Consider the following 17023-nt stretch of genomic DNA (forward strand, 5'->3'; position numbering starts at 1 on the left):
AATGGTAGTAGGAGATTTCCCAATCGAAACAGATACAATCGTAGTCGGTTCAGGTCCCGGAGGATATGTAGCTGCAATCCGTGCAGCACAACTGGGGCAAAAAGTGACAATCATCGAAAAAGAAAACATGGGTGGAGTTTGCTTAAACGTTGGGTGTATCCCATCTAAAGCTCTAATCACAGCAGGTCACCGTTTCCATCAGGCACAACATTCTGATGATATGGGTATCGTTGCTGAAAATGTAAAAGTGAATTTCGATAAAGTTCAAGAGTGGAAAGCTGGCGTTGTTAAGAAATTAACCGGTGGTGTTGAAGGACTTCTTAAAGGGAATAAAGCTGAAATCGTTCGCGGTGAAGCTTACCTTGTAGATGCCAATACACTACGTGTAATGGATGACAACTCAGCTCAAACATACAAGTTCAACAACTTGATCCTTGCAACTGGTTCACGCCCGATTGAAATCCCAAGCTTCAAATTCTCTAAACGTGTGCTTGATTCTACAGGTGCCCTTGCTTTAGAAGAGATTCCAAGCAAGCTTGTTGTAATCGGTGGAGGTTACATCGGAACCGAACTTGGTACTGCCTATGCGAATCTTGGATCAGAAGTAACGATCTTAGAAGGTGCTGACGATATCCTTAGCGGATTCGAAAAGCAAATGACTTCGGTCGTGAAAAAAGAGCTTAAGAAAAAAGGCGTTGAAGTTGTAACGAAAGCAATGGCTAAAGGCGTTGAAGAAAGTGACAACGGAGTCGTTGTTAAATATGAAGTGAAGGGCGAAGAGAAATCGGTTGAAGCTGATTACGTTTTAGTAACGGTTGGCCGTCGTCCAAACACAGATGAAATCGGTCTTGAAGAAGTAGGAATCGAGATGACAGACCGCGGAGTTATCAAAATTGATAAACAATGCCGCACGAACATCCCGAACATCTTCGCTATCGGTGATATCGTTGATGGACCACCACTTGCTCACAAAGCTTCTTACGAAGGTAAAATCGCTGCTGAGGTCATCTCAGGTGAACCGGCAGAAATCGATTACCTTGGTATCCCGGCTGTCTGCTTCACAGATCCCGAACTGGCAACAGTTGGTTATTCTGAAGCGGAAGCGAAAGAAGAAGGCATTGAAGTAACAGCTGCTAAATTCCCATTCGCTGCGAATGGCCGTGCTTTAGCTCTTAATGCAAGTGATGGCTTCATGAAGCTTGTAACTCGTAAAGAAGACGGTTTGATTATTGGAGCTCAAATTGTAGGTTCTGGAGCATCAGACATGATCGCAGAATTAGGACTTGCAATTGAATCCGGAATGACTGCCGAAGATGTTGCGATGACGATTCATGCTCATCCAACGTTAGGTGAGATTTCAATGGAAGCAGCAGAAGTTGCAATGGGGAGCCCGATCCATATAATAAAATAATCGTTCATATAAAAGATGGTCCCCAGGTTCGGGGACCATCTTTTTTTTGATATAGTAAAATGGGACCGGAGCTAACTGAGCTCCGGTCCCATTTTACTATATCAATTGTTTGTTACCAGGATTTAATCGCCCTGGTGACAGGCTGGATAATATTTTCCTTAGAAGTGTGACCTTCCACCTTACATATGATCTGATTGTTTTCCACCACTACAATGGCTGGTGAGGTAGGTGGTGTATCGGCGATTTCAGTTGTGGCTTCACTGTTTAGGCTGACAACCTTCAGCTTTTTAAAGTGATCAGGATACCGACTTTTAAGTTCAATGATAGCATCGTAATAGGGTATTTCTTGTGAGACATTTCTTTCATCTGTAAAAAAGATTACCTGTTTTTCGATAAACTGATCCTGAGCTAAAGCCACTTTATTCTTAGAGATATCATCACACGAAGACAGAAGCAACATGGTGGAAGTAAGTATCACAAAAGTTAATATATGTTTCATACATCATCCTCTTTTCTTAAACGATGCTATGAACGAGTAGTTTCCAATCTGTACAATAGTGTTCTTTTAGTGATCTTACGTCACATTTTATCATAGGGGTAATTTAAAAAGAGTCGAGTCATTAAAATGTTACAAAATTGAAAAGACATACATAATGAAAGTAACGTCAAAAGAATATACTATGTTAATACGATGAATAGCAGATAACAATAAGTGAATAAGCTTTTCCAAAGGTTTTTATTTCGCAAAGCGGGTAAATAGATAATCAAGGCTTATGTAAATAAACTTTCTAAAGGGTGTTATGGACATGAAATCGTATCTTGCTTTTTTAGTTCAGATGATTTTATGGAGTGTGTTTTCGATTGCTGAGTGGATCTCTGATAAAGACCACCTGGAGTATAAATGGATAATGTTTGTCCTCTTTTTTTACCTTGCCTTTATGGCTGCCAAAAAAATTGTGGAGTCCAGACGACTTACATTATTTATTACTTCCTTCAGTCTCAGTTGCTTTTTTGTTTTTAAAATCGCATTTGAAAATATAATGGAAATATTTTAATTCTTTCCCAGATTCTTTTTGAAATATGTTAAAATATTCAAAGTGACTGCGGAAAGGTGAGAGACATGAAAAAGATTCTAGCATCGGGATTAACCCTTCTACTATTAACAGCTTGCGGAAGTGAACAAGCCGGCACCAGCCAGGCAGATAAGAAGTCTGACCAGACTGAAGTGAAAAATGAGGATCAAAAGCCGGAGGAAAGCGCAAAGACCGAAGAGAAAGAAACGGATAAGGAAGAGAAGGTGGAACCTTCGGAAGAAGTGATTCAGACGCAGGACTATAAGATTAATGAGAATAATTGGAGCATCGAGCCAATCGGTGAGGCCAATCCTAAAGTAGTGCTTCTGACCATTGATGATGCACCAGATCAGCATGCCCTTCAAATGGCAAATGACCTGAAAGCATTGAATGCACCTGCCATCTTCTTCGTAAATGGTCATTTCCTAGATACACCTGAGGAAAAAGAAACATTAAAAAAGATCTATGATATGGGATTTATGATCGGGAATCACACGTATAGTCATAGCAGCTTAAAAGATCTTTCACCCGAAGATCAAAAAGAGGAAATACTATCTGTCAGTGATGTAGTGGAATCCATAACTGGAGAAAGGCCAAAGTTCTTCAGAGCGCCATTTGGACAAAACACTGATTTCAGTCGCCAGCTTGCGAAAGAAGAAAAAATGTCATTGATGAATTGGACTTACGGCTATGATTGGGAAAAGCAATACCAAAGCAAAGCAGCCATAGCGGATATCATGATAAACAGTCCCTATCTCAATAATGGTGCCAACCTCCTCATGCACGATCGGACTTGGACCAGCGAAGCTTTGAGGGATATTGTTAAAGGCCTTCGTGCAAAGGGGTATGAAACGCTGGATCCGAATCGGATCAAAACAATTGAATAATGGAACCGCATAAATGAGTCGCTTCATTTATGCGGTTTTTTTATTAAACTTTTTCATATTTTAGAAAGCACTTACATAAAATCTTATGACAAATAGTGTGATTGATTGGAAGAATGGAAAGTTAAATATGTTATACAATTTAGGCTTGATATTTTAAATGTGTTATATTATTATAGAGACAGATAAGATAAAGCGTTTACAAAACAACCTGAAGGAGAGGAAAAAGAATGGGAACAATTGTATGTCAATCATGCCTTAGCACAATTGAGCATTACGAAGATGAGAAGGTTTCTGTTTTATTCTCTAACTGCTGTGACTGCAACGACGATAAAGAATTAGATGATTAATAACTGCTAGGGGAGCGGGAATTAACAGTTTCTTAAAGGGGTTCTTATAAATAAGAAAGGATGAAGAAGGGGAGCCCTTCTTCATCCTTTTTTTATCGTATGGCGCGATGTTCCTTAATGACCCTTAAGTGACGCAAATCATAATCTTCAGGTCCCTGAACAGGGAGCCCTGCTTCTATGTTGGTCTTGATATAATGAATGTTTTCCTGAGTGATGATCTCACCTGGAATAAAAATTGGAATACCTGGGGGATAGACCATGATAAATTCAGCGATTGTCCTACCCACGGAATCATCAATAGGGATCACCTCAGTATCTGCATAAAACGCATCCCTAGGTGTAATGGACAGCACAGGGATATCAGGAAGCATCACTTTAATAGGATCCATGTCCCCTTGTTTCTTAAGGCTTGTAACAAGCTCCTTTAGAGCAGAAACCAATTGATTTCCTTCGTTTTCAGTATCACCAGGTGTGATGATACAAAGGATATTATAAAGGTCAGACATTTCCACTTCAATATTATGAGCCTCTCTTAACCACTTTTCTGCATCGAATCCGCTAATTCCGAGGTCCTTCACTGAAACAATCAGTTTCGTTGGATCATATGCATAGGTGGCTTTCGTTCCAAGAATCTCTTCCCCCACACAATATAATCCATCCACTTCATTGATTCTTTTCCTGATATTTTGTGAGAGTTCAATCGTTTTAGATATGAGCTCCCGTCCTTCAGTCGCCAGCCGTTTCCTCGCAACATCAAGAGAGGCCAACAGTAAGTAGGATGTGGAAGTCGTCGTGAGCATACTTAGTATGGTTTGAACACGTTTGGCAGAAACGAGTCCTTCCTTCATGTTAAGGACGGAGCTTTGCGTCATGGATCCCCCAAGCTTATGAACGCTTGTAGCCGCTAAATCAGCACCTGCCTGCATGGCTGATAGGGGAAGGTCTTCATGGAAATGAATATGAACACCATGTGCTTCATCAACCAGAACTGGAACCTGATATGAATGAGCAATTTCCACAATTTTTTTCAGGTCTGCAGAAATCCCGAAATAGGTTGGATTGATGACGAGTACACCTTTTGCATCAGGATTTTGTTCCAATGCCTTTGCGACAGAATCTGTTGTGATTCCGTGAGAGATTCCAAGGTCCTCATCAATATCGGGATGAATAAAGATTGGAGTCGCTCCTGAGAATACGATTGCAGACATAACAGATTTATGAACGTTCCTAGGAACAATGATTTTATCCCCGGGACCACACACACTCATGACCATCGTCATGATCGCGCCGCTGGTTCCTTGAACAGAGAAGAATGTATGGTCGGCACCGAATGCCTCTGCAGCGAGATCCTGTGCTCTTTTAATCATTCCTTTAGGCTGGTGCAAATCATCCAAAGGACCAATATTAATCAAATCAATGGACAATGCATTATCTCCGATGAATTCTCTAAATTCAGGATCCATCCCTGCACCTTTCTTATGACCGGGAATATGAAACTGGACGGGATTTTTTTTACTATGTTCAATTAAGCCGGTAAACAACGGCGTTTCATTCTGAGACAATTCATTCAACACCTCTTTATATTCTTCATAACACGCTACTTGCTAAAGATATCATTATATAAGATTCTGACCACAATTTCATGCCATTTCCTGCGATATTTCCAACAAACAAAAGAATTATAGCACTTAAGAAAATCTTTGCATAGTGACATACGCCCATCTGGGGGGATATTTTTTCGTAGCACAAAAAAAAGTAGATATACCGATGATTTTTGGCTCATTTCCGTCCAGTGGGAGAGCAGCCGCCAGAACAAGCGAGCTTGTTCTGGCGGCTGCTCTCCCACTGGACGACCTTTCAGCATAGCTGAAAGGCGGGTGAAACGTACGTTTCACCCGAATGAGCCAAAAATCAACACTGCTCACCAATTCAACCATTATCTCTCTTACATGTAAGACTGACCGTATCTCAAATTATTATACAAACAAATGAAAAGGATTTTCCCCATCTCATCGAGAATAAATGAATATATGGAGGGATTCATATGAATTGGAAAACAAGGGTTACAGAGTTATTACATATTCAGTATCCAATCATTCAGGGAGGACTTGCTCACTTGGCATATGCTGAGCTTGCTGCGGCAGTATCGAATGCAGGAGGACTTGGCCAGATCACTGCCATGTCTCTGGATAATCCGGAAGAGCTTCGAAGAGAAATAGTGAAAGTTAGGTCTTTAACAGATAAACCATTCGGGGTGAACTTTGCCATCGGTCAACATGGGCGTCCTTTCAGGGAGTTTGTTGACATCGCCATTCAAGAAAACGTTCCGGTCGTTTCCGTGACGGGAGGAAACCCGACGCCACTGTTTCAACAGCTTGAGGGGAAGAATATCGTTAAACTAGTGCTGGTCTCGTCAAAAAGACAGGCAGAGAAAGCTGAAGAACTTGGCGCTGATGCTGTGATGGTCGTCGGGCAGGAAGGGGGAGGGCACCTGGGTAAAGATGATATCGGTACATTCGTCTTGATTCCAAGAGTAGTGGATGCCGTCAGAATCCCCGTCATCGCCTCAGGTGGTGTAGGAGACGGTCGTGGTCTAATGGCCGCCCTCAGCTTCGGAGCGGAGGGAGTGGAAATGGGAACGAGATTTATCGCGACAGAAGAGTGTATCCATGCGTCAGAAGTGTACAAGCGCGCCTTGATTGAAGGAGAAGAGAGTGGTACAGTAGTCATTAAACGATCTTTAGGGGCCCCTGCCAGAGCCATATCCAACGTATGGACCGATAAGATCCTGAATGCGGAACAGTCGAATCCTGGATATGAAGGATTAAAATCATACATAAGCGGTGAGTCAAATAAGCGATATATATACGATGGTGAAGCAGACAAAGGGTTTGCATGGGCAGGACAAGTGATGGGGTTGATCCAGGACATCCCTTCAGTTAAAGATCTCATTGAAAGAATGATCACTCAAGGTGAGGACATTCGGAAGAAATGGAATTAATGCAAAAGGAGTTGTTTTACAAAATGGAATATCAATACCCATTTGATATAGACTGGTCAACAGAAGAGGTCATTGACGTGATCGCCTTTTTTGAAGCGATTGAAAAAGCCTATGAAAAAGGCGTTTCCCGAGAAGACCTGATGAAGCGATATAAACGATTCAAAGAAATTGTCCCCGGGAAAGCAGAAGAGAAGAGGATCTGCAATGAATTTGAAGAATCCAGCGGATATTCCTCTTATCGTGTAGTGAAGAAAATGAAAGAGGATCAGGGTGCAGATAAAATATCCATGAATTAAAAAGAACGACCGCCAGTTTTGGCGGTCGTTCTTTCTGCATTATTCCCTACAGTCATATGGTTTAGTTCATTTTATAAAGGGGTAAAAGTGTTTCAAAGGCACTTTCAACCTCTTGGATTAATTCATTCCCATTAAGCTTAATGGCGGTGTCCCGATCTAAATGAAGACCGCATAGAAGTTCAGCTTTTTTTACTTTTTGAACTCTTTCACTTAGAGCAATGAATTCATCTTGTGACAGTGAAGAAAAAGGTACAGCGTCGGGTTTTGTGTGATCTCCAGACCAAACAAAATGACCAGGAATCATGGATCTGATCTTATCTGCATTATCTTCTACTTTTTTACCGAATTCAACTTTACCTGGAGCTTCGTAGATCATCGCAAACCAAATAAATACATGGGTTTCCCATAATCCAATTTGGAAATGAGGATGTTTTTTATAACCGCGTTTGTTATTCGCAAATGCAACCCAGGTATCATCTGGAGGGTTTACAGAGCGTCTGGCATGTTTTGCAACATGATAAAACATCTCATCACCGGTCCAAGTGCTAAGAGTGGGGGCTAAATGTTCACCAAGATAGTCCAGTTTAGGCCTAATCTGTTCCTGGATGCCGGTCATCCGGGCGTCGAGCCCTTCAATCTTAAATACGTTGAAGTCTTCTTCTGTGAAACCGTTAAACGTCATGTTGTAGCCTCCTTATTTCCAACAATATCTTACCATAAAGAGACCCAGGCTTGTAGTCAATTGATTTATCTATGGGTGTCTGCACATTTTAGTTACAAGATGAGTTGGTATTTCATAACATGTAGTAAATATTATCAGAACAATCAGATAAATTTAATACTCGGAAGGGGTGTATGGCCATGAAACAAGTAATGAATACTTCAAAAAAACGCGATGTCCAGCAACAAAGAATGAATGTATTGCGACTTGAAATGGATTATGAATTAGCCGTATTATTCGAGGCAATCCAAACGAAGAATACAGAAACCCAGACCAAGTCCAAACAGAAACTTATGAGTATCAGGGAAGAGCTAATGAAAATGAAGGCTTTATAAAGCTTCGAACGATCAAAGGGTTAAAATATGCTGATAACAAAATCTACTGTTGAACGCGAGCTCATAGTGTTGGAGAGTTCGCTTTTTTATGGGGTAAAACCATCTTCCAGACGAAGTCTCTTCACTTGAATGAATGGGGACTAAGGGTTAAGATTATCTGAATAGACCATATTAGTAAATGCTATATTCATTTCGTTATGCACATTGGAGGCTAATAACACATGACAAATTGGACTGAATTAGATCAAAATGTTAGAACGTGGATCCATGAAGCCGGCGAGAGAATTCGTCAGTCATTCAAATCAGAGTTGAACATAAAAACAAAATCCAACCGGAATGATCTGGTTACGGATATGGATGAAGCCACAGAGCGCTACTTTACGGAAAACATTCGAAATACATATCCCGATCACCAAATCCTGGGCGAAGAAGGATATGGAGATGACTTTAAAGAGTTATCCGGTATCACCTGGATTATCGACCCGATCGACGGTACGATGAATTTTGTTCATCAGCAACGGAACTTTGCCATTTCCATAGGGATATACAATGGGAATGAAGGGAAGTTAGGTTACATATATGATGTGGTTCATGATGAATTATATTTTGTGAATAAAGGAAAAGGAGTCTTTATGAACGACGTAGAGCTCCCGCAGCTTGAGAGTGTCCCTGTAGAAGACGCGATCGTCGCTTTAAATGCCCTATGGGTGACAAAGAACAAGCGTATTGATCCGACCATTCTTGCTCCCCTGGTACAGGATGTTCGAGGGACAAGGTCGTATGGATCTGCCGCAATGGAGCTCGCTTATGTCGCTTCCGGGAGGCTTGATGCCTATTTAACAATGCGGCTTGCCCCTTGGGACTTCGCTGCCGGTAAAATCATGATTGAAGAGCTTGGCGGTGTCGTGACAGACCTAGAGGGGAATCCGTTAAACCCTTTGAACAAGAGCTCGGTATTCGTAGGTAAGCCTGGTCTGCATAAAACGATCCTGACCGAATATCTTCACAAAAATGATTAAAAAAATGAAGGGGGAGCAATCAGTGCTCCCCCTTCATTATTAATTGCAGTTTATAATCTACCTTCTTCTCTGTATTTCTTCTTCGTCTTAAAACCAAATCCCATTACAATGAATAAACAAATGAAACTTGCGACTGCAAGCATCATACTTTGTAAGCTGATTGAAATCGCAATCCCCATCAGTGAAACTGCAGCTAAAATTGAAAAAAGAACAAAAATCCATTTTATATTTGCCATTCTAGTACCCCCAAAAAAATTGATTGCCTTAGCCAATGTTCAGTATGCTATTCTTATTGAATTTTACCTATCAATTCAATAATGTGCAATGGTTAACAGAGACAAAGAGGAAGAACGCAAAAAATGTTTATGGAAACTTTTAGTGGGAATGAATGGGTAGTGTGAAATATTTATTAGGGCTTTTGTCAATGCTGTGATATAATGGTCTAGTTGAACTGAAAAATAGTATCTTTAATATTATAAAGAAATCCAATATTCAGGAGTGGAAATATGAAATTAAGAAATGACCTTAGAAATATTGCTATTATTGCTCACGTTGACCATGGGAAAACGACATTAGTAGATGAGCTTTTAAAGCAATCCGGAATCTTCCGCGAAAATGAAACAGTTTCAGAACGTGCGATGGATTCAAATGATCTAGAAAGAGAACGCGGTATTACAATTCTGGCGAAAAATACGGCGATTCAATATAAAGACTCACGTATCAACATTCTTGATACACCAGGACATGCTGACTTTGGTGGAGAAGTAGAGCGTATCATGAAAATGGTAGATGGTGTTCTATTAGTAGTAGACGCTTATGAAGGATGTATGCCTCAGACTCGCTTCGTTCTTAAGAAGGCACTTGAGCAAAATCTTACACCTATCGTAGTTGTAAACAAAATTGACAAACCATCAGCACGTCCGGAAGAAGTAATCGATGAAGTATTGGAATTATTCATTGAACTTGATGCGAATGATGAACAGCTTGAATTCCCGGTTGTCTATGCTTCTGCTATCAATGGTACAGCAAGTACAGATCCGGATCCAGAGAAACAGGACGAAAACATGCAGTGTTTATATGATAGCATCATTGAGCACATTCCGGCACCAGTTGACAACTCTGAAGATCCCCTTCAATTCCAAGTTGCACTGCTTGATTACAATGATTACGTTGGGCGTATCGGAATCGGTCGTGTGTTCAGAGGAACAATGAAGGTTGGTCAGCAAGTTGCGTTGATGAAGCTCGATGGCTCTGTTAAACAATTCCGTGTAACGAAAATCTTCGGTTTCTTCGGATTGAAACGAGAAGAGATCCAAGAAGCGAAAGCAGGGGATCTAATCGCCGTTTCCGGAATGGAAGATATCAATGTTGGTGAAACGGTTTGTCCGGTTGAACATCAGGACCAACTTCCTGTTCTGCGCATTGATGAGCCTACACTTCAAATGACATTCCTTGTAAACAACAGTCCGTTTGCAGGTAGAGAAGGTAAATTCGTGACATCAAGAAAGATTGAAGAGCGTTTACTGGCTCAGCTGCAAACAGATGTAAGCTTACGCGTTGAACCAACTGATTCACCTGATGCATGGACAGTATCCGGCCGTGGAGAGCTTCATCTTTCTATCCTGATCGAAAATATGCGTCGTGAAGGTTATGAATTACAGGTATCAAAACCACAGGTTATCATCAGAGAAATCGATGGCGTGAAAAGTGAACCGGTAGAGCGTGTTCAAATCGATATTCCTGAAGAATATATGGGGGGAGTAATTGAATCCCTTGGTCAACGTAAAGGTGAAATGCTGGATATGGTGAACAACGGAAATGGTCAAGTTCGTTTAATGTTCATGGTTCCTGCACGTGGATTAATCGGTTATTCAACTGAGTTTATGACCCTTACCCGTGGGTATGGTATCATCAACCACACATTCGACAGCTATCAGCCTCTACAAAAAGGGCGCGTTGGTGGACGTCGTCAAGGTGTTCTTGTATCGATGGAAACAGGAAAAGCGTCTCAATATGGAATCATGCAAGTCGAAGACCGCGGTATTATCTTTGTTGAATCAGGTACAGAAATCTACGGTGGGATGATTGTAGGGGAACATACGAGGGAGAATGATATTACCGTTAATATCACTAAGCTGAAACAGGCGACTAACGTACGTTCTGCTAATAAGGATCAAACCGTGACGATCAAAAAAGCAAGAATCATGACATTAGAGGAATCCCTCGAGTATCTAAATGATGATGAGTATTGTGAAGTAACACCTGAGTCAATCCGTCTTCGTAAAAAGATCCTTGATAAAAATGAGCGTGAAAGAGCAGAAAAGAAAAATAAGGTTACTCAATAAACTAAGTGAAGGGGGAGTAGGAAATGGATGTAACAGAGCGTTTGTCCTTTTTCGCATCCCTTTACCGTGTTGATCAAAACGCGGAAATGGGTATGTGGTTGCTTTATATAACCATAGTTGGGCTCTCAATCTTAGTTTATAAGCTCGGTTTTGCGAAAAAGCTGCCAGTGATGAAATCCATTTTGATTTATACTTTTCTTATTCTGGGATGTACAGTCCTTACGTTTCTTGGCATCTTTTTGCCTGTAGCGGAGGGATTAGTGGTGGCGGCCCTGATTTTAATCATATATAAGATCCGCTTGACCAACGAAAAGAAAAAAGGCACGTTTTAAGCACAAAAAATCTGCAGTCCAGATAAGAAGGGACTGCAGATTTTTTTATTTTGATTTCGCCCTGGCCAGGGGTATGTAGAATGACGGCAGGCTTAAAGCATATAATAAATGGCCGACTGCCCAAATAAAAATGGCCGTACTGTCAAATAAGCCGGGAACATCCTTTATCGCTAAATAGGATAAAGGAAAGTAAAGGAACACTGTAGGGAATGATAATACAAGGGAAAGAATCCATGAACCCTTTCTTGTAACATCCCATTTTTCCAGTATGTAAACAAATAATATACCGATCATACAGGATATGGCCAAGTGAAATATGAATTCAAGCCATTCTGGCAGATGTTTTGAAGTGAATATCGGGATGAAATCGACATTTAGCAATAGTACATAAACCTTAATCCCGGTTACTGCCTGCATTCCTTTAAGGAATAAACCCAATAAAGTACCGGAAATAAGTCCGATGACAAATCCTTTGTTGATTTGTTTAAAAGTCATCTTCTACTTTCGGGGAACGATAAAATTTAAAATTTCCAGTCGAGACACGTTCTTCCGTCTTCTCTTTGATCCGTTCGTGGCATTTATCACACATATAGGTGTGAATAGGTCTGTTCCGCAGCTTTTTTGCCTGTAAGGAATAATCATCAATATTTTCAATTACTTCACATAAAGCGCATTTTACTCTCATCACGTACACCTCTATTTATTCTTATCATAAGTCTAGTCTCATTAGTATATCATGTAGTATAGTCAAACGCTTTATTAAACTTTCCCGTATGCTTTTAAGTTTGGCATTTGATATAGTATAATCAGGATGACCACTTTTAGAAACGAAAACGTTCAGAATACGTCTCAGGGGGGATTTTATGGCTAATAGAGTCGAGCCGGGGTTGATTCCTGCATTGTTTGAAGAACTGCAATCGGAGCGGTTTGTCACAGTCTCTACGGTTGACTATGAAACGAATGGACCCAATGTCAGTGCGATCTCTTGGATTCTTGCCAAAGACGAACAGACGCTATTATTCGCTGTCGACCAACTTTCAAGAATCGTGAAGAACATAAAGGATAATCCGCTTGTGGTCGTCAATTTAATCGCTAATGAATCAACATATTCGATTGCCGGGAAAGCCGGCGTTTCTCTGGAAAGCCTTTCAGGAGTGCCTTTAAAGCTTGCCCTTATTCAACTTGCCATTCATGAAGTCAGGGATGTCATGTTTTATGGTTCGAAAATCTCCACCGAGCCTGCCTATGAGAAGACATATGATAAAACGGCCGCTGACCGGTTGGACCGCCAAGTAATAGAAGCCATGAAGAAAGCTTAGATATCTAGGCTTTTTCATGGCTTTTTCTATTTTTAGTTTCATGCTTTTTTAATCGATTTTATTGTATGTTTGATCTTCTTGTTTCTTTCTAAGTTCTTTTTCTTTCGCGTTATTCATTTTTTTCTTTGGTTCATTCGGGGCATTTTCAGGATCTGTTTGCTTTAATGATTTAGGGATTTCAGGCATCAATCTTCCAGATATATCGGATAACTCATTCATGATGCCCTGAACAGGCTCCCCTCTTTGAATGTCTTTACTGATTTCTTTCAGGCGGGCATAAAGGTCAGGGTCAGCAATGACCATGGCTTCAGCACCGTAAGGATCATTTTGGAGTGCTTCTGCGACAGAGTATTTGATTGAACCGACTTGTGAACGTTCAACATCGGAATCGATGTCAATTCCTACAAATGCATACTTGCCGATCACGACAGCCGTTGCATCCTTCACATCCGGTACGCTGGTCGTCAAGTCTACCAGGTGCTTGGAAATTTGTTGACCCGATTTTCGTTCAACCTTTTGAATATTACTGTCCTGAACTGTAATGGGTTTATTGTTTTTGCTGTTTGCATCATTTTTATACCCGACCTCATTTTTATTGGCGCAAGCTCCAAGGATGATGGTTACCATTAGAAGAGAGATGAGCTTAGACATGTGAATACCTCCCGATTTAGAATCAATATCTTTTCTTATTGTGTAATTTTCTTCTATCTTTATACGTTTATTCATATATTTTAAGAAACGGGCCGTCCTATTTGAGTAGCTGGGAATAACCGGAACATCATTGGCTACATACAATAGTAATAAGAAATCAGGAGCAGGAGGCATCGATTTGAATAAAATTTATGTATTAGATACCAATGTCTTATTACAAGATCCACAAGCCATCTTTTCTTTCCAGGATAATGAGGTGGTTATACCTGCAGTCGTTTTAGAAGAAGTGGACTCCAAAAAGCGTTATATGGATGAAATCGGAAGAAACGCAAGACATGTATCGAAGCTGATAGATAATTTACGGCAAGAAGGAAAGCTCCATGAAAAAATCCCTCTTTATACAGGAGGTTCATTAAGAATTGAACTGAATCACCGCTCCTTTCAGCAACTCCAGGATATATTTGTAGAGAAAACAAACGATAATCGGATTATAGCAGTAGCTAAAAACCTTTCACTGGAGGAAGAGGCAAAGAAGGATGGGAAATTGGTCATCCTCGTCAGTAAAGATACCCTTGTCCGGGTTAAAGCAGATGCTCTCGGGTTACAAGCGGAGGATTTCCTTAGTGACAGAGTCGTCGAAGTGAATGATATTTACACGGGGTTCGTTGAACTATACACGGAAAGAGAGTTCCTTGATAAATTTTATGATAAAGGGGAATTGACCCTTACTGATATAACGAAACAGCGATTTTATTCCCATCAGTTCCTCATCATGAAAGATGCTCTTGGAAGCTCGGCATCAGCTCTTGGAATGGTGGATTCAAGTGGACTAAAAGTGAAAAAGCTGGTATATGATCAAGAACATATGTGGGGAATCAAAGCGCGTAATGTACAGCAGACAATGGCAACCGAGTTATTATTGAGAGATGATATATCCCTGGTGACCATGATAGGGAAGGCAGGTACAGGTAAGACGCTTTTGGCGCTTGCAGCCGGTCTTCTGCAGACCGAGGATTTCAATAAATTCAATAAATTACTCGTTGCGCGGCCAATCGTTCCTGTAGGGAAAGATATCGGTTACCTTCCAGGAGAAAAGCAAGAAAAATTAAGACCTTGGATGCAGCCGATTTATGACAACCTCGAATACTTGTTCAATACAAAGAAACCAGGCGAGCTTGATGATATTCTTGCTGGTATGGGATCGATCGAGGTTGAAGCATTGACCTATATCCGAGGCAGAAGCATACCGGATCAATATATCATCATTGATGAAGCACAGAACTTGACGAAGCATGAGGTGAAAACGATTCTGACCCGCGTAGGGGAACGGAGTAAAATTGTTTTAATGGGCGATCCGGCTCAAATAGATCACCCTTACCTGGATGAATATAATAACGGATTGACGTATGTTGTAGAAAGGTTCAAAGATCAAAAGTTAGCCGGCCATGTGAAGTTGATGAAGGGTGAGAGATCGGGCTTAGCTCAACTTGCTGCGGATATATTGTAAATAATAGGGATCTGAAACACAATTATAAGGTATGAAAAAACCGGTTCGGGTGTTCCTGAACCGGTTTTTTCTCATTTGTCATTCCACGCGAAATGCCCTGACATCCGTGATGGGATTCTCTCTATTCGAACCATCCATATAAAAAATATGAACAGGACCGTTTTCCCTTAGTGGCTTACCGTCTTTTGAGAATCCGATCAATAACTGATCTGCCTGAATTAAATCCAGAGTATGATCCCCGTTTTCCGTTTCTATCACGATCGCAGCTGCCTCTGGATAGGGCTCCGCGTTCTTAAGGAATGGAGATAACGGAATGGCGAACGTTCCGTTAAGAATCTTCTCCTTCTCATATTTCTTCTCGGTCTTCAAAGTAGGCGGATAGGTTGCACCTTCTTGAATCTCCCTTGACCAATGCTTGGAAACTGCTTTTGTATATTCTTCTAATTCATCCACTTTTTCTGCTGTATCATCAAAATATGTAGTCAAATCCACTTTTCGATCATCGAATATCCAAACTCCCGAATCCAATGTAATCGGATATTTCACTTTCCCTTTTATCGGTATGATGCTTTCCACTTCAGATTCCTCCTCTCGCTGATAATAACAGTATATATGTTCTAACAAGGTTTGTCACATTAGATGAAAGCATTTTCAGCGTTTTCAATACACGGAAATAGGGAAACTATAAGTAGGACAAAAGGAGATGTTGGACAAATGATAAAAACTCAGGAATGGTTGGAAGAATTGGTAGAAAAAGCAAGACCCGCTGCATCTGAAGGGAAGGTAGCGGAGTACATACCGGCATTGAAGGATCAAAATCCCAATGACCTGGCAATCAGTATTTACACCTTGGATAATCATTCCTGTTATGCAGGAGATCATTTAAAGAAATTCACACTTCAAAGCATTTCCAAAGTCATTACCCTTGCACTTGTATTAATGGATTATGGAGAAGAATATGTATTTTCCAGAGTTGGGATGGAGCCAACGGGCGATCCGTTCAATTCCATAGCGAAACTGGAAACCCATAAGCCATCAAAACCACTTAATCCAATGATCAATGCTGGTGCACTCGCTGTGACAAACATGATTAAAGGTAACACCGAAATGGAAAAGTGGCAGCGACTTATTGAATTCATCAATCATATGACGGGTGAAACGGTCTCTTATAATGAAGACGTGGCCTACTCAGAATTGCAGACGGCCAACCTTAACAGATCGCTCTGTTACTTCATGAAGCAGCATGGTGTGATTACAGGGAATGTTGAAGATCTGCTCGTTCTCTATACAAAGCAATGTGCCGTCGAAATGAGCTGTGTTGACCTTGCAAAAATGGGTGCGGTTTTTGCAAATGATGGAATTGATCCGGAAAGCGGTCGTGAAGTGATTACCCGTGATGTGGCTAGAGTGTGTAAAACATTTATGGTGACATGCGGCATGTATAATACTTCCGGCGAGTTCGCCATTAAAGTAGGGATTCCTGCCAAAAGTGGAGTATCAGGCGGCATCATGGGATCGGTACCTGGTAAGTGCGGGATCGGAATTTTTGGACCTGCATTGGATGATGTCGGTAATAGCAGTGCAGGATTAAAACTGCTACAGATGCTCAGTGATGAATATTCATGGAGTATTTTTTAGCATCAGTTTAGGGAATAAGGAACCCTACTTGAAAATCACATCCTTATGGCATAGTGCCCATTGATTTCATTAAAATAATCGTTCGAAATTTTGTCATTGAATCCCGGGGAAAACACTTATTTTTCTTGCAATTTCTCGGGT

At 40.8% G+C, this 17023-nt stretch carries 20 protein-coding genes; 12 read left to right on the forward strand and 8 right to left on the reverse strand.

Annotated elements, in window-relative coordinates; translation table 11 throughout:
• Position 1 precedes the first annotated feature (1 nt).
• Positions 2–1411 (forward strand): dihydrolipoyl dehydrogenase, encoded by a 1410-nt coding sequence (gene lpdA / locus SLH55_RS05635; protein WP_219169136.1) that lies wholly within the window; start codon positions 2–4, stop codon positions 1409–1411.
• 112 nt (positions 1412–1523) lie between these two features.
• Here the strand turns inward: lpdA and SLH55_RS05640 are convergent, their stop codons facing one another.
• On the reverse strand, positions 1524–1910 hold the full coding sequence (locus tag SLH55_RS05640) for a small peptidoglycan-associated lipoprotein (RefSeq protein WP_219169134.1): 387 nt from the start codon (positions 1908–1910) through the stop codon (positions 1524–1526).
• 621 nt (positions 1911–2531) lie between these two features.
• On the opposite strand from SLH55_RS05640, the gene SLH55_RS05645 reads away from it, so the two are divergent.
• Positions 2532–3371, forward strand: a complete 840-nt coding sequence (locus tag SLH55_RS05645; protein ID WP_320322905.1) for a polysaccharide deacetylase family protein — start codon at positions 2532–2534, stop codon at positions 3369–3371.
• Positions 3372–3598: 227 nt separating this feature from the next.
• The gene (locus SLH55_RS05650; protein WP_079531615.1) at positions 3599–3718 is read left to right on the forward strand and encodes a GapA-binding peptide SR1P; all 120 of its coding nucleotides are present in this window, start codon (positions 3599–3601) and stop codon (positions 3716–3718) included.
• A 92-nt stretch (positions 3719–3810) separates the two neighbouring features.
• Here the strand turns inward: SLH55_RS05650 and SLH55_RS05655 are convergent, their stop codons facing one another.
• Positions 3811–5280 carry an aminotransferase class I/II-fold pyridoxal phosphate-dependent enzyme gene (locus SLH55_RS05655; protein WP_219169130.1) on the reverse strand — a complete coding sequence of 490 codons (1470 nt, stop codon included), beginning with the start codon at positions 5278–5280 and terminating at the stop codon, positions 3811–3813.
• A gap of 482 nt (positions 5281–5762) precedes the next feature.
• On the opposite strand from SLH55_RS05655, the gene SLH55_RS05660 reads away from it, so the two are divergent.
• Positions 5763–6719, forward strand: a complete 957-nt coding sequence (locus tag SLH55_RS05660) for an NAD(P)H-dependent flavin oxidoreductase (RefSeq protein WP_219169128.1) — start codon at positions 5763–5765, stop codon at positions 6717–6719.
• A gap of 23 nt (positions 6720–6742) precedes the next feature.
• Positions 6743–7015, forward strand: coding sequence for a UPF0223 family protein (locus tag SLH55_RS05665; protein ID WP_219169126.1), 273 nt, complete (start codon positions 6743–6745; stop codon positions 7013–7015).
• 61 nt (positions 7016–7076) lie between these two features.
• Here the strand turns inward: SLH55_RS05665 and SLH55_RS05670 are convergent, their stop codons facing one another.
• Entirely contained in the window at positions 7077–7697 is a 621-nt protein-coding gene (locus tag SLH55_RS05670) for a YktB family protein (RefSeq protein WP_219169124.1), read from the reverse strand.
• Between the two features lie 179 nt (positions 7698–7876).
• On the opposite strand from SLH55_RS05670, the gene SLH55_RS05675 reads away from it, so the two are divergent.
• Together SLH55_RS05675 and SLH55_RS05680 are read left to right on the forward strand one after the other, a co-directional pair.
• A complete protein-coding gene (locus SLH55_RS05675; RefSeq protein WP_034756016.1) occupies positions 7877–8071 on the forward strand; it encodes a hypothetical protein in 195 nt (64 codons plus the stop codon).
• Between the two features lie 221 nt (positions 8072–8292).
• A complete protein-coding gene (locus SLH55_RS05680; protein ID WP_219169122.1) occupies positions 8293–9090 on the forward strand; it encodes an inositol monophosphatase family protein in 798 nt (265 codons plus the stop codon).
• A 50-nt stretch (positions 9091–9140) separates the two neighbouring features.
• Here SLH55_RS05680 and SLH55_RS05685 read toward each other — a convergent pair whose 3' ends face one another.
• A complete protein-coding gene (locus SLH55_RS05685) occupies positions 9141–9326 on the reverse strand; it encodes a YlaF family protein (protein WP_219169120.1) in 186 nt (61 codons plus the stop codon).
• Positions 9327–9596: 270 nt separating this feature from the next.
• On the opposite strand from SLH55_RS05685, the gene typA reads away from it, so the two are divergent.
• Entirely contained in the window at positions 9597–11435 is a 1839-nt protein-coding gene (typA, locus tag SLH55_RS05690) for a translational GTPase TypA (RefSeq protein WP_219169118.1), read from the forward strand.
• Between the two features lie 23 nt (positions 11436–11458).
• Complete coding sequence (locus SLH55_RS05695; protein WP_206851063.1) at positions 11459–11767, forward strand: YlaH-like family protein; 309 nt, start codon at positions 11459–11461, stop codon at positions 11765–11767.
• A gap of 45 nt (positions 11768–11812) precedes the next feature.
• On the opposite strand, the gene SLH55_RS05700 is transcribed toward SLH55_RS05695, so the two are convergent.
• Together SLH55_RS05700 and SLH55_RS05705 are read right to left on the reverse strand one after the other, a co-directional pair.
• Positions 11813–12262 carry a hypothetical protein gene (locus SLH55_RS05700; RefSeq protein WP_219169117.1) on the reverse strand — a complete coding sequence of 150 codons (450 nt, stop codon included), beginning with the start codon at positions 12260–12262 and terminating at the stop codon, positions 11813–11815.
• Complete coding sequence (locus tag SLH55_RS05705) at positions 12252–12452, reverse strand: YlaI family protein (protein ID WP_219169115.1); 201 nt, start codon at positions 12450–12452, stop codon at positions 12252–12254. Before SLH55_RS05705 ends, SLH55_RS05700 begins: the two co-directional genes overlap by 11 nt.
• A gap of 178 nt (positions 12453–12630) precedes the next feature.
• Here SLH55_RS05705 and SLH55_RS05710 point away from each other — a divergent pair, with 178 nt between their 5' ends.
• On the forward strand, positions 12631–13086 hold the full coding sequence (locus SLH55_RS05710) for a pyridoxamine 5'-phosphate oxidase family protein (RefSeq protein WP_320322906.1): 456 nt from the start codon (positions 12631–12633) through the stop codon (positions 13084–13086).
• 48 nt (positions 13087–13134) lie between these two features.
• Here the strand turns inward: SLH55_RS05710 and SLH55_RS05715 are convergent, their stop codons facing one another.
• Complete coding sequence (locus SLH55_RS05715) at positions 13135–13737, reverse strand: YhcN/YlaJ family sporulation lipoprotein (RefSeq protein ID WP_219169111.1); 603 nt, start codon at positions 13735–13737, stop codon at positions 13135–13137.
• A gap of 178 nt (positions 13738–13915) precedes the next feature.
• On the opposite strand from SLH55_RS05715, the gene SLH55_RS05720 reads away from it, so the two are divergent.
• The gene (locus SLH55_RS05720) at positions 13916–15244 is read left to right on the forward strand and encodes a PhoH family protein (RefSeq protein WP_219169109.1); all 1329 of its coding nucleotides are present in this window, start codon (positions 13916–13918) and stop codon (positions 15242–15244) included.
• A 78-nt stretch (positions 15245–15322) separates the two neighbouring features.
• Here the strand turns inward: SLH55_RS05720 and SLH55_RS05725 are convergent, their stop codons facing one another.
• Entirely contained in the window at positions 15323–15820 is a 498-nt protein-coding gene (locus tag SLH55_RS05725) for a peptidyl-prolyl cis-trans isomerase (RefSeq protein ID WP_219169107.1), read from the reverse strand.
• A 138-nt stretch (positions 15821–15958) separates the two neighbouring features.
• Here SLH55_RS05725 and glsA point away from each other — a divergent pair, with 138 nt between their 5' ends.
• Entirely contained in the window at positions 15959–16882 is a 924-nt protein-coding gene (gene glsA, locus SLH55_RS05730; protein ID WP_219169105.1) for a glutaminase A, read from the forward strand.
• Positions 16883–17023: the final 141 nt, after the last annotated feature.

The organism is Rossellomorea sp. YZS02, assembly GCF_033963925.1.
Lineage (GTDB): Bacteria > Bacillota > Bacilli > Bacillales > Bacillaceae_B > Rossellomorea.

Coding starts and splice junctions, on each gene's coding strand:
- SLH55_RS05700 (WP_219169117.1), bottom strand. CDS start 12,262: ATGACTTTTAAACAAATCAACAAAGGATTTGTCATCGGACTTATTTCC.
- SLH55_RS05715 (WP_219169111.1), bottom strand. CDS start 13,737: ATGTCTAAGCTCATCTCTCTTCTAATGGTAACCATCATCCTTGGAGCT.
- SLH55_RS05645 (WP_320322905.1), top strand. CDS start 2,532: ATGAAAAAGATTCTAGCATCGGGATTAACCCTTCTACTATTAACAGCT.
- SLH55_RS05695 (WP_206851063.1), top strand. CDS start 11,459: ATGGATGTAACAGAGCGTTTGTCCTTTTTCGCATCCCTTTACCGTGTT.
- SLH55_RS05705 (WP_219169115.1), bottom strand. CDS start 12,452: ATGAGAGTAAAATGCGCTTTATGTGAAGTAATTGAAAATATTGATGAT.
- SLH55_RS05665 (WP_219169126.1), top strand. CDS start 6,743: ATGGAATATCAATACCCATTTGATATAGACTGGTCAACAGAAGAGGTC.
- SLH55_RS05650 (WP_079531615.1), top strand. CDS start 3,599: ATGGGAACAATTGTATGTCAATCATGCCTTAGCACAATTGAGCATTAC.
- lpdA (WP_219169136.1), top strand. CDS start 2: ATGGTAGTAGGAGATTTCCCAATCGAAACAGATACAATCGTAGTCGGT.
- SLH55_RS05660 (WP_219169128.1), top strand. CDS start 5,763: ATGAATTGGAAAACAAGGGTTACAGAGTTATTACATATTCAGTATCCA.
- SLH55_RS05710 (WP_320322906.1), top strand. CDS start 12,631: ATGGCTAATAGAGTCGAGCCGGGGTTGATTCCTGCATTGTTTGAAGAA.
- SLH55_RS05685 (WP_219169120.1), bottom strand. CDS start 9,326: ATGGCAAATATAAAATGGATTTTTGTTCTTTTTTCAATTTTAGCTGCA.
- glsA (WP_219169105.1), top strand. CDS start 15,959: ATGATAAAAACTCAGGAATGGTTGGAAGAATTGGTAGAAAAAGCAAGA.
- SLH55_RS05680 (WP_219169122.1), top strand. CDS start 8,293: ATGACAAATTGGACTGAATTAGATCAAAATGTTAGAACGTGGATCCAT.
- typA (WP_219169118.1), top strand. CDS start 9,597: ATGAAATTAAGAAATGACCTTAGAAATATTGCTATTATTGCTCACGTT.
- SLH55_RS05640 (WP_219169134.1), bottom strand. CDS start 1,910: ATGAAACATATATTAACTTTTGTGATACTTACTTCCACCATGTTGCTT.
- SLH55_RS05670 (WP_219169124.1), bottom strand. CDS start 7,697: ATGACGTTTAACGGTTTCACAGAAGAAGACTTCAACGTATTTAAGATT.
- SLH55_RS05675 (WP_034756016.1), top strand. CDS start 7,877: ATGAAACAAGTAATGAATACTTCAAAAAAACGCGATGTCCAGCAACAA.